We start from the raw sequence: 15,304 nt of genomic DNA, 5'->3' as shown, positions 1-15,304 counted from the left end.
ATTTCTCATCGCAACAAAATTTATTAAAGTTAAATTTTGTTACCGAATTATCTAACCTTTACAGAAATGACAAACTGTACTTTTTAATTCTTAATTTTTAATTATCAATTAATACTTAAACTTCTTCAAACTACTTTCCAATTCATTCTTCGAACCGCTGAAAGGCGTCAAATAAAAACTATACTCGTAATTTCCAGATTTAATCTGATATTGTTCTAATGGCTGTGCTACAATCGTCCAGCTATCATTTCCTCCTACTCCCATTTGGATTAAATCGATGTTTAGTGTTAAGAATCCTGGATCTTTCAAATCGTATGTATGACCAGATGTGCTTAAGTTTTCCTGTGTATACGGCCATGCGCTCATACTTAAAACTTTGGTATCGTTAACTACTAAAAATCCATTGTTTTTTTGTGGAGTGCTTAATGCCATCCACCTTACATCACATCGGTTTCCGTTTTCTTGCGGTTTTGGATAATGTTCGATAAAATCATTTATTGGAAGCGAATATTTCCCAACAAACGAACCAAAACTTCTGTCACTGTAATTTTCCAGTTCGCCTTTTCCGTACCATGAAATCTGGTCGAAACTTCTTTTAACTCCCATCTGCATTCCGATTTTTGGAATGTTTGGTAGTTTGTCTGAGGCTTTTAAGCTGTAATCTACTTTTATTAATCCGTTTGGTAAAATATTATAAACTACGTTTACACTTGCACTATCTTTTATAACTTCATAATCACTTGTTATTTTAATTTCCGAAGCCGATTTGTCAATTGAAATGTTAACCAATTTTGGTTTTGCTTTGTACCATTGTTTCAACAGCTTTTGCGATTTCCAACCACGTTTATCATTGTCTGTAAGCGGTCTTACAAAGTTTGGCAATAGCGGTGCAAAAACTTGTTCTTCTCCGTTAAAAATATAAGAACTCAAAGCTCCGTTTGCTTTTCCAATCGTAATATCAAAAGTTTTTCCTTTGATTTTGAAATCTGAATCTGATTCAGAAACGTTTAAATTTTCTTTCTTAGATTCTGGAGAAATCACTTCTTTCTTTTTCAATATAAACTGATCTTCCGCGACAGCGTAACCTTTTGAAGCCCACAATTCATCTTTCGAAAGCTGGAATTCTATATTTAAAATATATTCGGCTTCAGCTTTCATTTTTGGAAGATAAAAACTGATATCTAAGGTTGTTGATTGTCCTGCTTCTACTTTTAATGGTTTTAAAATCTGAGTTTTGATTACGTTTCCGTTTTCCAACACTTTTAAAACCGGAATATAACCTTCTAATGATTTAACCGACTGACGATTTTTAATTTCTAATTGACTTCCGTTTAAAGTCGAAATCGCTGGCTGATACACCCATTTGTTTTCAAAAATAGATCCTTTTGGTTTTCCGTTAGAATCTACAATTCCTTTTGTATTGAAGTTTCCATCGTGGTATTTTTCGCCAAAATCTCCTCCATGAGCAAAATAATTCTGACCTGATCTGGAATCAAATTTTAAGATTCCCTGATCTTTAAATTCCCAGATACACCCGCCAATAACTCTTGGAAGCGAACGGAATTCATCCCATAATTCTTTTAAATTTCCAACTGAATTTCCCATCGCATGAGAATATTCAACGAAAATAATTGGTCGTGTATCTTTCTTTTGATCGACTAAAAATTTAGGAGTGAAAACGCCCGGATAAAAACGGCTGACCATATCAACATACGAATCATCCTGCGGATTTTCGAATCGATATGCATGATCGATTGTTTTTGGATATCCCGGATCAAGCGGATCAATGTAACCGTCTAATTTGGCATTTCCCTGCGCTGGTTCGTAATGCACAGGACGTGTGATATCAAAATCGTGAACCCAACCCGACATTGCAGCATGATTCGGGCCTTTTCCGCCTTCGTTACCTAAACTCCACATTACGACAGATGGATGGTTTTTATCTCTTTCGACCATTCGGATCATTCTTTCCATATAAGCATTTGTCCAAAGCGGATCGTTGCTTAATTTTCCGCCAATTCCGTGAGTTTCTTGATTCGCTTCATCCATTACCATGATTCCGTATTGATCGCATAATTCGTAGAAATACGGATCGTTTGGATAATGGCTAGTACGTATAAAGTTGAAATTGAACTTTTTAATCGTGGTGATATCTTGTTTTATATCTTCTCTTGTAACGGCTTTTCCTCTTGTCGGATGATGATCGTGACGATTTACGCCATATACATAGGTTTCTTTTCCGTTGATGAGCATTTTTCCGTTCTCCTTGGAGAATTCAATCGAACGGAAACCTACTTTACAGCTTTTGGCTTCTGTAACATTTCCGTTTTTGTCTTTTATCGAAATGACCATCGTGTATAAATTTGGCTCTTCTGAACTCCATTTCTTTGGATTTTTAATGGTTTCCTGAAAGAATCCGAAGCGAACATTATCCAAACGGGGATAACTTTCGTTAATCAAATCGATTACAGGTCTTTGAAGCGGTTCTTTGAACATAGCAGTATTATTTGCATCGTACAACTGAACATGCATAGTATAATCTTTGATTTTTGCTCCAGTCAGATTCTCCACTTTTGGACGCAATTTGAAAATAGCATCTTTGTATTCTTTGTCTAATTTGGTTTGAATAAAGAAATCCTGAATACGCAGTTTTGGCTCAGCCATAATGAAAACTTCACGCTGGATTCCGCTCATACGCCAATGATCCTGATCTTCTAAATAAGAACCATCTGTCCAACGGATTACACGAACAGAAACTACATTTTCTCCCGCTTTTAAATAAGGTGTAATATCAAATTCTGATGGCAGAAAACTGTCTTCGCCATAACCTAAAAATTCTCCATTTAACCAAACCTCAAAACCTGAACTTACAGCTCCGAAATGTAAAGTAACGGTCATATCTTTCCAGTTTTCTGGAACCGTAAAACTTCTTTGGTAAGAACCAACTCCGTTATAATCTTTAGGTATATAAGGTGGATTTATTGGTCTAAACGGATAAACAGCACTTTTGTAAATTGGATTGTCATAACCTTTCATTTCCCAATTTGATGGTACTTCGATTTTATCCCAGCCTGAAACGGTATTTTTATAGAAATCTTTTGAAGCTTCTTTTAAATTTACAGCATATTTAAAATCCCAATCGCCATTTAACATTTGGATTCTACTTTTGGTTCTGTCGCCTTTTAAAGCGTCTTCAACACTTGCGTATGAATAAGCAGTCGCTCTCGATGGCTGTCTGTTGATGCTTGTAATTGTTGGATCTTCCCACGGTGCAAACTGATATTTTTTATGTAATTCTGGAATTCCCGCTGGTTCTCCAGTTACGGATTGGGCATTCCCTAAAACGGGAAGTATTAAGACAAAAGTATTAAGTATTAAGACAGATGTACGCAGACAATCTGAATTTAAAAATGGTTTCAAAAACCCTTCATTAAAAAAACGTTCAACAAAATGGATTATATTTTTTTTACTTAATTTCAAAACTTACAATTTAATCTTAATACTTAATTCTCTATACTTAATTCTTCTTTACCTTTTTCTCCGGCGGTGCCACAAAATTCAATTTGCTTTTTCCTAAATCTTTAGACGTTGCAATTGCAATTCCTCTTTGTTCTGCTTTGTTAACAGCACAATAAAAATGATAGACAATGCCATCATGTTTTACAACAAATGATTTGTGTGCAAACATATCATCATAAGGTTCAGATGATTTAACTAAATCTTCGCCTTTCCAATCTGTCCAGTTTACTAAATCATTCGAAACTGCAAAACGGTTAAATGCACCTTGATTCCAACCCGTCCAGAAAGCTCCAAAATAGAACATTACCCAAGTATCATTAATTCGCTGAATATAAGCATCGCCTGAGATTCCTTTATGATGATTGACTAAAGGTTTGTCGCCATAACGCTTCCATGTTTTCATATCGTTTGATACTGCCATCGCAATGCGCTCTGCTCCTTTAGCAGGATTTATACTATCGCCACGGGCGTTATAATACATGATAAAATTATGTCCCGTCACTTTATCCTTATCACGAATCACACTGTTTTTGTACATCGTATTATTGTCCCACCATTTGGCATCTTTGTCTTTTGGAGTTAAAACAGGATTTTCTAATCTTTGAAATTCGTGCGGTTTTGTTGGCGCTTCTTTGGTATACGCCATTCCGATTGATAAAACGCCCGCTTCATAACCTTTACTGTCTCCGCCAAAATAACTCATCCAGTATTTGTCATCGTACTTTTCCCATTCGTAACTTCCGCCCCAAGTTGGATCTTGCAGCGAAATATATCCTGCTTTTTGGTTCACGTCCCAATGTTTTTCGTTTTCTGAAAATGACATTACTTTTCCTAGATATTTCCAGTCCAGAAGATTATCGCTTTCTGCAAGCCAAGTTTCATAACCTCTTCCATCATAAATTAAATACGTCATGTACCATTTACCGTCTTTTCTAAATACACTCGGACAATCCATTTTGTATGAGTTATCGGTTGGAACCATTACCAAACCATATTTATAAGGCGTTTTGATTTCTTCGTAAATCTCCTGCATTACGCTCTCGGTAATTTCTCTTTTCTTGTATTTGGTTGCACAGCTTGTTATGGCAAGTGCTGAAATGGTTAGGATTAGATATTTAATTTTCATTTTTATGTTTTTTTTGCCACTAAGGCGCTAAGGCTCTAAGTTTTTTTTGTTTTCGAAAGATTTAATCTCGCAAAGTCGCAGAGTCGCAAAGTTCTATTTTCTATACTCTATTTTCTATTTTCTAAAATCTTGCTTCTTGCATCTTTCTTCTTCCCACTCTCTTCTATTTCTTCAACTCTTTTAATTTAGAATCCATCACATCTTTGTTCAGTTTTACTTTTACCATTCCTGTTGGATGAAATCTTCTTTTCAAATCGATTGCATTATACACGATTGTGTAAACATCACTTCCTTCTGGAATTAAGCACAAAGGTGTTCTCATAATATCCCACCATTTATCAACTTTGGTTTCGATTGGTAAATAATGTGCTTCTGCCCAATTAACGCCGTCTGCTGATAACGAATACGCAATCATATTTGGTAAATGATGCCCCCAACCGTCTGGACCTCCGTCAAAAATAGCAATGTACATACCGTTTGGTAATTGACTTACAATTGGATTTTCTACAAACTGCGGATGCATGGTTTTAATGGGTTCCAAACCTTTGTTCATTCTCAACCAAGGACCTTCTAAACTTTTGGATTCGGCTAAAGCCACAAACCAGCCTTTTCCTGATTTCTTCGGATAATCTGCCCAAGAATTAAACGGATAAGCGCCGCTGTAAAAGCCGAAGTATTTATCGCCCACTTGGTATGGAAAAAATGACGCAACACCCTGACGTCCTTCCCAAGGCTGAGAATCCAATCCAGGTTCCATAATGATTCCCATATCTTTATAAGGTCCGCCGATTCCATTGATTCCGTCTACAGTTGATTCACAACGCCAAATTCTTCCGAATGAATGATTTGGTTCAATTTCTTTACTTACCGTATACGCCAAATAATAGCCGTACCATTTATTTGCTTTTTCATTAAAAACTGGCATGTAAGACCAAATTGCAGCACGACGATCATTCATCGGATTATCATCTTCGGTAACGGCGTAAGTTCCGCTTGCTTGATAAATTGTCGATTCTCTTTTCCAATGGATTGCATCTTTACTTGTCCAATGCCCGATTTTTGTTTTTACACGATCATAATAGTAATCAACACCTTTTTCTCCAGCTCTTTCGGTTGGAAACATATGATACGTATCGCCAACTTTTACCACACGTCCGCCTTCAAAACCGCCTTGAATGTCTTCTGTTCCAGACATTCCTTCGTCAATAACAGGTTTGTTTTCTCCGCCGATAATTTCGAAAAGTGGTTTTTCATCTGAAAATCCTTCAACGATAAAAGTTGGATTCCAGAGTTTTCCGTCTGGAAATTCTGCATTTCTTTTTTCTAATTTTTCAGAAGCTTTTACAACTCCTAAAACTGCAAATAATCCTTTTCCAAAATTTAATGTTTGTGTTCCTTTTGAAAATGAAATCGCATAAACATTTACAGGAGGTAAACCTGTAATTGTAGCTCCGTTTTCTAAAATTAATTTGGCATTTTGAAGTTTATCAGCTTGAAGATAATCTGAATTATTTTCTTGAAAAACTCCAATCAGAACCTGAACTTGTTCTTTAAATTTTAATTGTAATGGAGCATTATTTCCATTTTTATATTTTTCTAAAGGAAGTTCAATTCCTGTTAAGCCTTGCAATTCTGGAGCTAAACGAACGATATTGTGTTTGCTTCCTGAAAATACATGAGCATATTGTGTGGTTTTGAACGTTTTGTAATTGGATTTTACAATTTCAAATGATGCTGGTTTCCATGCGGTTGTTTGTCCTGTGGCTTGGATGCAAACGGTTAATAGCATTAAGAATGCTGTTTTTAATTTGAAGCTGTATTTTGTGTTTTTTGAAAACATTGGTTTTTTATTTTTTTATTGGCTTTTATTCTTTCTTATGCATTTCCCCCGATCTTGTAATTTCGACGTAAGGAGACCCGAGCGATAGCGAAAAGGCGAAGCAAATCTTCGTTTGCTGAGCACGCTTTGCAGATCAATCTTTGCGGAGCTACTTGCGAAGATTTCTCGTTCCTCGAAATGACAAACTGGACGTGATAATCTTTGTGGTTACGAGTGTAATCCCTCCTTTCAGTCGGAATGACAAACTAGACGTTACAAACTAGTGACTCATAACTCATAACTCATAACTTATAACTCACAAAGCCTTATAACTCACTTTATACTCCACATTAGGTTTTAAAATCAATTGATATTTATTTTTTGCTAATTCTGTAATTACTCCCGAGTTTGTTTTTGGCTTTGATAAACTTTCAAAAATCAATTTTCCTTCTCCTTCGCCTGCTTTTACTTTGATTTCTTTAGTGTTACAATACACGGCAACTTCTCCGTTTGGTGTTGGCACTTTTCCTTCCATCCATTTTAAACCTCCTAAATTTGGTTTAATTTCATATTCTGAATACCCTGGAGCAGTTGGTTTTACACCTAAATAATATTTTCCTAATAAATAAATCGGACTTGCACCCCAAGCGTGGCAAAGGCTTTTTCCGTAAGGACGTCCGTACATCGTTAAATGTTCCGTTCCTTTTTTGTTCGGATTGTATTCTTCCCAGAAAGAGGTTGCGCCCTCATTCAGCATTCCACCCCAATAATCTTTCATTTCTTTTAAAACGTAATCTTGTTCGCCCATCGCACACAACGCTTCCAACTCATAAAAACGCATATATGGTGTCGTGATTTGAAGAACATCTTTATTCAGTAGTACTTTATTTTTTACACTTTGTTTCTGTTCTTCATTAAAATAATTAAAGAAAATACCGAACATATTAGCATATCTGGTTACAATATTTTGGATTTTTCCATCGATACGCTGATGTTTCATGACGTTTTCCTTTTTATCCCAAAAAACATCAAATAAGTTCGTTTTTAAGTCAGTTCCTAATTTCTGATATTGTTTTTGATCTTCGGTTTTACCAGCAATTTCGGCACTTACCACCATAGCTTCTAAACTTCTTGCTAAAAGCATTTGCTCAAAACTCACTTCTCCTGTTTTTGGTAATCCGTCTGCCCAATCAATAAAAACCCAATCGCCTTCTAATGGTTCCAGGAATCCGTTTTTGTTTCTTCTTTCTAAACAGAAATCCATAAGCGATTTCATTCTTGGATAAAAAGTCTTGATGAATTTTGTATCGCCCGTATGCAAGTAGTAATCGTAAACACCTACAAACCAATACAGCGAATAATCCATTATAATATTTACGTGAGCCGTTACAGGATCTTTTCCGCGAAGGGCTAAAAGTGTTCTTTCTACTGAAGCCGAATCAAAGAATAAATAATAATTCATTAAATAACTTTGGTAAGCGTCGCCAGACCAAACCCAGCGGTCACGTTTAATTCCGTCTATAAAAAATTCACGAGAGGTTAAATGCATCGTATAAGCTGAGACATCCCAAATTTTATTCAATTGCTCATCCGATGATTTGAATGCCCCACGATAGTCTAATGGCAGATATTCATACAACATCGAAATAGAATCGTATTTTACACCTGCATCTGCTTGAACTTGAACATAACGGAATGCTTTCGAGCCATCATGTGTGTAAGTTTGAGACTGTTTTCCGTCAAAAGATAAATGATCTAAGGTTTCGCATTTAGCGGAATCCAAAGCTTCTTCACGAGATTCGCCATAATACAATGCTAGTTTGCCTTTTCCTTTTAAACCGTGAATTTTAATGTAACCAAAAGTTTCTTTTCCAAAATCTATCAATTGACCAGCTCCTATTTTTTCTGTTTTCTTTGCACTTAAAGGTTTTGTTGTTAATTTAAATTCTGAAGGTTTATTTTCTGGCGAATTAAAATTCCAAGAACCAACAGGAACCCAAGGCGTACCAGATTGTTGTGCTTTTCCAGTTTCATCAATCCAAAGTTTATCTTCGTTGGTTACTTTCCATGAAGCATCAGATTTAACATAATTACCTGCAATATAAATAGCTGGCAATACTTCCTGATTGTAAACTTTAAAAGAAATTTTGTGTTTTCCCGCAGGAACTTTAATCGATTTTGGCTGTCCGTAAATTTGAACGCCATCTAAAAGTAATTGAAAAGGTCCTTCTGAGAAGATTTTCACTTCATCTGGCTTTGGAATATCTACTTCTGTCTGAAAAGTGACCAAAGCATACGGACTGTAATATTGCCAAAGTGGCGGAAATACGGCTTCGCGTTCTGTACGTCTTACCTGCATTTTATTGCTTAACCAAACTTCAAAGTCACCTGGATACCAGATCCATGTGGCTTCTTTTGGTTTTTCTTGAGCAAATGACAGCGAACAAGAAAAAAGGGCAACAAAAAGAAGTAAAGTCTTAAAAATGGAAAAGCGGTTTAACATAGTAAGTTTATTTTTGGGACTAAAGATAAGTGTTATCTTCACATTTCACACCCTGCACTATCCTGCAATTTCATAAAAAAATAATACTTTTTGATAATTATTTAAGGTAAAAATTATGGAGTATCACTTTTTTAGTACTAAAAAAAATGATGTTAGAATTTTATGGGACACTGATGAGACGGATTCGCTATCGCGAAGACGCGGATGAAAACAGATTTATTTTTTTAACACATAGAAACATAGAATTACTTTGTCCATAAAAGGCGTTTCACTTTCATGAATACACATAGCTATGTGTTAATGACAAGTCATTTTTTATTCCCTATTTCGCTAAGTAAAAAAATCTATGTTTCTATGTGTTTAAAAAATCTGTCCAAATCCGCGTCTTCGCGATAGAGAATCTGTATTATCCGCGTTCTAATTTAGACTAACAATCTAAGCAATCATTCTCTCAGATTCATTCTCATCTTCTAAAATATAATTAGAAGGCGTTTTGCCCAAATGCTTTTTAAACATATAAATAAAGGCACTTGTAGTTTCGTACCCTAAATTGAAGGCTATTTCTTTGATCGATTGTTTTTCGCCCAAACGTTTTATGGCTTCTAATAATTTTAAACGTGTACGCCAATCGCTGAAATTCATTCCTAATTCTTTTATGAATAAACGGGATAAAGTTCTTGTACTCATAAAAGAAAGCTCGGCGTAATATTCAATCGTGTTTTTACTGGCAATATCTTCCATCAAAAGTTCAACTACTTTTTGAAGTCTTTCGTGATTGGTGGTTGGCAAGAAAGTGGCACTTGGTTCAATTAAGGCTAATTCATCCAAGAAAACAGAAATGATTCTTTTTTGTGGTGGAGTCAGATTTCCTTCGATTCCAAAAGAAATGATTTTAAAAACTAGCTGCTTTAAAAACATCGGAATATCAAACGAAAAACTATTTGTTGGCAATCCCTCCATTGCAGACGGATCAATAAAAACGCTGTAGTAATTAACGTCTTTCTGAAAAGTAACCTGATGCTCTACTCCCCCCGGAAGCCACAAACCCTGCAACGGATTCACAACCCAAATATGATTGCCCACTACAACGTTCATCACGCCACGAGTTGCATAAATCAACTGACCTCTTGGATGTGAATGGGAAATACACATTTCGTTGGTTACCATTTCGGTATAACCAATAACAGGAATCGATGGATCAAGTCTGTATCCATGTTCCTGCGCCATTCGATATGTCCGAATCTGGTTATTCATTGTCCAAATATAGCAATTCTGACATTAGTATTCTTTTAATCTTTGCAAAAAATAATACAGCTGTTGTTTTTGAACCTAATTTAAAAATCAAAAAATATCTCATGGACACTATTAAAGCAAATCCTGACATAGTTAAAAAAACCACTTATTCGATCTTATTTATCATTAGTTTTTCTCATTTAATTAATGATCTTTTACAGGCTGTTGTACCGTCAATTTATCCACTTTTAAAAGAAAATTTCAGTTTAAGTTTTACTCAAATTGGTATTATTACTTTGACGTACCAAATGGTTGCTTCTATTTTACAGCCGTTTGTGGGAATGTATACCGATAAAAACTCAAAACCATATTCACTGATTGTGGGAATGTGTTTCACAATGATTGGACTTTTCTTTGTTTCGATCGCTTCGAGTTTTGTCAACTTACTATTATCAGTAAGTTTAATCGGAATTGGTTCTTCGATTTTCCATCCTGAATCTTCACGTGTGGCGCATTTGGCTTCGGGCGGAAAAAGAGGTTTGGCACAGTCTATTTTTCAATTGGGAGGAAACGCTGGAAGTGCTATCGGACCTTTATTGGCTGCTTTTATCGTTATTCCGCATGGACAATCTTATATCGCTTGGTTTTGTATTATCGCGTTAGTTGGTGTTTTTGCTTTGTATAAAATTGCGATTTGGTACACGGCACATTTATCGGAAAGAAATGCTAATAAAGCTTCTCACCAAATCGAAACGCATCATTTGTCTAAAAACAGAGTAATTGCTTCGTTGATTATTCTTTTGGTTTTGATTTTCTCTAAATACTTCTACATGAGCAGTATTACGAGTTATTATACGTTCTTCCTTATAGATAAATTCCACATTACGATTCAGCAGTCACAAGTGTATTTATTCTTGTTCTCGGGTGCTGTTGCTGCAGGAACTTTGATTGGTGGGCCAATTGGAGATCGATACGGAAGAAAATATGTAATCTGGGTTTCTATTTTAGGCGTTGCTCCGTTTACTTTAATGTTGCCTTATGTTTCTTTATTCTGGGTTGGAACTTTATCTGTAATCATCGGATTGATTCTTTCTTCGGCATTCTCAGCGATTCTGGTTTATGCAACTGAATTATTGCCTGGGAAAGTTGGACTTGTAGCGGGTCTTTTCTTCGGATTTGCTTTCGGAATGGGCGGTTTAGGATCTGCTATTCTAGGAAAAATTGCCGATGCTACTAGTATTGAATATGTCTTTAAGATTTGTGCGTTTCTGCCTTTGATTGGAGTTATTACAGGATTTTTACCAAATCTTGAGAAGAAAATTAAAAACTAAAATATTGTACATATTAAAAACAAAAAAGCTCTAAAATATTTTAGAGCTTTTTTGTTTTACAATAACTTCTTATTTGAACTGTACTTTTCTTTTTCTTGAGAAGTCATTTCTTTAGAAAAAACTTCATCATTATATTTTACAGTGTACTTCTTATCGCTACGTAAATTTTGATATCCTTCTGCTGTATAAAAAACTGGCATCACAGATTTTTCAAGTATTTTAACCTTTTTGCCATCTATTCCTTCTACTTCTTCATCAGAGAAATAATAGACGTTGAATTTAAAAATATGATTGTTATCATTATCAACCACATTATCCATTACCCCCATTACAGAACCTGGGTAGATTTGATCATTAAGCCTTACAGAAAGTGATTTTTCATCAACACCAATATAAGATGCATTTGAACCGTCTGCATGGTCTACTATAATTTCTGTTCTAAAGATGGTATTCCCTTTATCTGCAACTGAAAATTTTCTTATCTCGGTTACTACACCTTTTCTCATCGCACATATAGTATCTTTCGTTTTAGAATATACGGCATAGTTCTTCCACATTTCAGGTTTTACATTAAACCTAAAAGACTCATATATTGCTACTTCTTTATTCTCTTTAAATGGAAGAAAGTACACAATAGAATTATCTAATTGCGGATTTATAGAACCTTTTTTATAACTATACGTATAGGAACAATAGATTGGTTTTTCTTTATCAATAGGATCTAATTTAAAAAGCGTTCCCGAATCTTGCGTTAAATTTAAATTGTAAGTTTTTCTAAACGCAGAAAGATCTTGAACATTTGTAGCACTTTCTAAATCAAACTCTACAAAATAATTTCCTAATACTGATTTAGTATAATTGTACTCTACACTATTGTCTCCTTTTTTTACACTAGTAATAAAAATCTTCTGATTCTGTGAAGAAATTTTATGAATAGAAATAAGAGATAAAATTAAAACCGCTACTATACTCTTTGACATAATTACATTTTTATCATTAAACATTGTTTAAAAAAGCGATACAAATGTAATACAAAAACTACAAAATATTTAAATTAAAGTAATCTTTTTACTATCTATTTTTAATTCCCATTAAAAAACAAATATAAAGCCAAAATCGTCAATCCCAACAAACCAAATAAAAGCTTTACCTTTTTACTAGTTTTAGGAATATCCGTTTCATCTGAAACATTCACTTCAGGATTTCTATCAGTTAAAGAAATAATAACCGCACTAATCATTAAAACCGCAAAAATGTAAAATGAAATCAATAAAAAGTGAGGCCAGGCTTGATATTTATCAGCCGGGAAAATCCATAAATATAAAACCCCAACAAACAAACTAAAAGCAGAACCCCAAGAAAGTGTTGCATTTACAGCTTTTTTGGTTGTTCGTTTCCAGAAAACACTTAGAAGAAACACAACTGATAACGAAGGCGCCAAGAAACCTAAAACGGCCTGAAAAATATTGAATAAATTCTGTCCTTTGATATTGTCAATCGCAACTGCAATCAGAATTGCAAAAACACATCCAGCAGCAATAGTTAAACGGCCAATTTTAATTTGATCCTGAATCGTCGCCGTCGGGTTAATTTTCTTCACATAAATATCATTGGTAAAAACGGTGCTTAAAGCGTTTAACGAAGAACCAATTGTTCCTACCAAAACCGCAATCATCACGCAGATTACCAAACCGTTCATTCCGCTTGGGAAAAGATTCGTAACCATTGTCATATAAGCCAAATCAGAATTGCTTCCTAATTCTGGATATAACGCATAACACAAAATTCCGGGAAGAATAAACAGCGGCAACGCCATTACTTTTAGCCATCCAATAAAGTTAACTCCTAATTGTCCTTGCTCCAGATTTTTCGCTCCTAAGACACTCTGAACCATAGATTGATCTGTACAGAAAAAAGCAACAGCTGCTACAGGATATCCTAACAAAATAGCAGGCCACGGATAATGCGCATCATCTGAAGGGCGAACTAAGTTCCAGAAGTTTGAAGGTGTTTTGGCAATTAAAACATCGATTCCTCCTAGTTTTTGTAAACCTAAATAAGACAAAGTCAATGAAACTACAATCAGCAGAATCATCTGAAAAACATTCACTTTGGCAATTGCTTTTAATCCTCCAGCAAATGTAAAAATTCCAGAGAAAATCACTAAAACGGTAACGCTCTGCCACATCGGGATTCCTAAAATCTGACGTACTAGAACGCCTCCGCTAAATAATCCCAAAGAAAGCCAGCTTACTAATATTTTTACTAAAGCGTACCAAGCCAAAATATTCTGCGTACTGTCGCCGTAGCGTTTTCCCATATATTCGGGCATAGTGCTTACTTTACTCGCAATATATCTTGGTGCAAAAACCATTGCCAAAAGCAGTAAAAACACAAAAGCGTACCATTCGAAATTTCCCGCTACAATTCCCGTAGCGTAACCAATACTCGCAAAAGCCAGTAATGACGAAGGTCCAACGTTAGTTCCCCACATATTAAACCCGATGCTGTACCAGTTTAAGGAGTTTCCTGCCAGAAAAAGCGTTTCATTTTTCTTTCTTTGTTTCATACTTACCACATACCCAATGACTAATAAAGCCACTAAATAACCCGCAACAATTACAAAATCGAGCGTGGTTAATTTATCGTAGATACTGTTCATAGTCCGTATTCGTTAAGAATATCGGCAATTTTAACCGGCATTCCAGTTTGCAAAGATTTGTCCATTGCTTGTAATAAAGCCACGGTTCCAATTCCTTCTTCCATGTTTGGATACGCTTCAAAACCCTGCTCGATACTATCTGCAAAATATTCCAAGTAATTCTGATATTCCCCGCCGTGATGGCTTTGTCCTTCAAAACGGAAATAATATTTTATCGTGCTGTCGCCCCAAGTAATCACTTTTTCTTCGCCAGTTTTGTCTGTAACGGCATAACGCAATTCATGATAATCGGCTTGGCTTGCTCCTTCTGTAGCACGCAGAATTGTACTCATTCCGCTGTCGCGTTGTGCAGGCTGAGTCGGCGAAGTATAAACACCGCTTACACGGGCAATTCTTCCGTCGGTTGCTTTGAAGATAAAATGCATCGTATCTTCATTTTTTAAACCTGCATTTTGTCCGTTACTGCTAATCATTCCGTAACCCATTACTTCCTGAATATTCGGCAAATACCATCTGATAAAATCTACAGGATGACTCAAACCTCCGTACAGCCATTTAAACGATTGCAAAAGCGACCATTCTTTCTTTAAAAACCATCTGTGATCGGCATGATATTGGGCTTCAATGGTGATTAAGTCTCCAATTAAGCCTGCTTCATAATCAGCTCTTTGTCTTTTGGCAGGTTCAAAGAAACGGGAACTTTGCCCAATAAAAACTTTCTTTCCAGTTGATTTGCTTAATTCTAAAAGCTCTTTGGCATCCGAAAGATCATCTATAAAAGGTTTTGTACATACAACGTGTTTTCCACTTAATAAAGCTTGTTTTACATGTTGTGCGTGAAGATGATCTGGCGTATAAATCGCTATAATATCAATTGACGAATCGTTTAATAAATCGTCATAATTAGTGGTGTACGAATGAAAATCGAATTCTTTTGCTCGCTGTTTACACAATTCTTCGTTTCGGTCGCATATTTTAACGAGTTCTAGTTTTGAACTTTCTATAGCGGCCGACATTGTGCTTCGTCCTTCTCCAAGTCCCAGAATGGCTATTTTTAACATTGTTGTTATTTTAGGTTTTTGATAGTTATTTTTTTTTAGCCACGAATTCA

The 15,304-nt window shown here is 35.5% G+C and carries 9 protein-coding genes; 1 reads left to right on the top strand and 8 read right to left on the bottom strand.

Annotation, left to right across the window (positions count from 1 at the left end; translation table 11 throughout):
• Positions 1 to 108: 108 nt before the first annotated feature.
• The 5 genes from AC3Y25_RS16000 to AC3Y25_RS15980 all read right to left on the bottom strand — a co-directional run bounded on the left by AC3Y25_RS16000 (position 109) and on the right by AC3Y25_RS15980 (position 10,194).
• The gene (locus AC3Y25_RS16000; RefSeq protein ID WP_489903418.1) at positions 109 to 3,420 is read right to left on the bottom strand and encodes a glycoside hydrolase family 2 TIM barrel-domain containing protein; all 3,312 of its coding nucleotides are present in this window, start codon (positions 3,418 to 3,420) and stop codon (positions 109 to 111) included.
• Between the two features lie 97 nt (positions 3,421 to 3,517).
• A complete protein-coding gene (locus AC3Y25_RS15995; RefSeq protein ID WP_489903417.1) occupies positions 3,518 to 4,645 on the bottom strand; it encodes a glycoside hydrolase family protein in 1,128 nt (375 codons plus the stop codon).
• Between the two features lie 163 nt (positions 4,646 to 4,808).
• Complete coding sequence (locus AC3Y25_RS15990; protein ID WP_489903416.1) at positions 4,809 to 6,485, bottom strand: hypothetical protein; 1,677 nt, start codon at positions 6,483 to 6,485, stop codon at positions 4,809 to 4,811.
• Between the two features lie 295 nt (positions 6,486 to 6,780).
• Positions 6,781 to 8,967: an alpha-L-rhamnosidase-related protein gene (locus tag AC3Y25_RS15985; protein WP_489903415.1), complete on the bottom strand. Its 2,187-nt coding sequence runs from the start codon at positions 8,965 to 8,967 to the stop codon at positions 6,781 to 6,783.
• Between the two features lie 435 nt (positions 8,968 to 9,402).
• Positions 9,403 to 10,194: an AraC family transcriptional regulator gene (locus tag AC3Y25_RS15980; protein WP_489903414.1), complete on the bottom strand. Its 792-nt coding sequence runs from the start codon at positions 10,192 to 10,194 to the stop codon at positions 9,403 to 9,405.
• A 128-nt stretch (positions 10,195 to 10,322) separates the two neighbouring features.
• Here AC3Y25_RS15980 and AC3Y25_RS15975 point away from each other — a divergent pair, with 128 nt between their 5' ends.
• A complete protein-coding gene (locus tag AC3Y25_RS15975) occupies positions 10,323 to 11,531 on the top strand; it encodes an MFS transporter (RefSeq protein ID WP_427874194.1) in 1,209 nt (402 codons plus the stop codon).
• A gap of 56 nt (positions 11,532 to 11,587) precedes the next feature.
• Here AC3Y25_RS15975 and AC3Y25_RS15970 read toward each other — a convergent pair whose 3' ends face one another.
• The 3 genes from AC3Y25_RS15970 to AC3Y25_RS15960 form a co-directional block, all read right to left on the bottom strand.
• Positions 11,588 to 12,511, bottom strand: a complete 924-nt coding sequence (locus AC3Y25_RS15970) for a hypothetical protein (protein ID WP_489903413.1) — start codon at positions 12,509 to 12,511, stop codon at positions 11,588 to 11,590.
• 101 nt (positions 12,512 to 12,612) lie between these two features.
• Complete coding sequence (locus AC3Y25_RS15965) at positions 12,613 to 14,193, bottom strand: sodium:solute symporter (protein WP_489903412.1); 1,581 nt, start codon at positions 14,191 to 14,193, stop codon at positions 12,613 to 12,615.
• The gene (locus AC3Y25_RS15960; RefSeq protein WP_489903411.1) at positions 14,190 to 15,254 is read right to left on the bottom strand and encodes a Gfo/Idh/MocA family protein; all 1,065 of its coding nucleotides are present in this window, start codon (positions 15,252 to 15,254) and stop codon (positions 14,190 to 14,192) included. Before AC3Y25_RS15960 ends, AC3Y25_RS15965 begins: the two co-directional genes overlap by 4 nt.
• Positions 15,255 to 15,304 lie beyond the last annotated feature (50 nt).

The sequence above is a fragment of the Flavobacterium sp. LK-23 genome (assembly GCF_058135255.1).
This window is presented reverse-complemented; position numbering and strand designations above follow the sequence as displayed.

Bases quoted from the DNA above. Each gene is read 5' to 3' on its own strand.
- AC3Y25_RS15995 (WP_489903417.1), bottom strand. From the start codon at position 4,645: ATGAAAATTAAATATCTAATCCTAACCATTTCAGCACTTGCCATAACA.
- AC3Y25_RS15990 (WP_489903416.1), bottom strand. From the start codon at position 6,485: ATGTTTTCAAAAAACACAAAATACAGCTTCAAATTAAAAACAGCATTC.
- AC3Y25_RS15985 (WP_489903415.1), bottom strand. From the start codon at position 8,967: ATGTTAAACCGCTTTTCCATTTTTAAGACTTTACTTCTTTTTGTTGCC.
- AC3Y25_RS15980 (WP_489903414.1), bottom strand. From the start codon at position 10,194: ATGGCGCAGGAACATGGATACAGACTTGATCCATCGATTCCTGTTATT.
- AC3Y25_RS15975 (WP_427874194.1), top strand. From the start codon at position 10,323: ATGGACACTATTAAAGCAAATCCTGACATAGTTAAAAAAACCACTTAT.
- AC3Y25_RS15970 (WP_489903413.1), bottom strand. From the start codon at position 12,511: ATGTCAAAGAGTATAGTAGCGGTTTTAATTTTATCTCTTATTTCTATT.
- AC3Y25_RS15965 (WP_489903412.1), bottom strand. From the start codon at position 14,193: ATGAACAGTATCTACGATAAATTAACCACGCTCGATTTTGTAATTGTT.
- AC3Y25_RS15960 (WP_489903411.1), bottom strand. From the start codon at position 15,254: ATGTTAAAAATAGCCATTCTGGGACTTGGAGAAGGACGAAGCACAATG.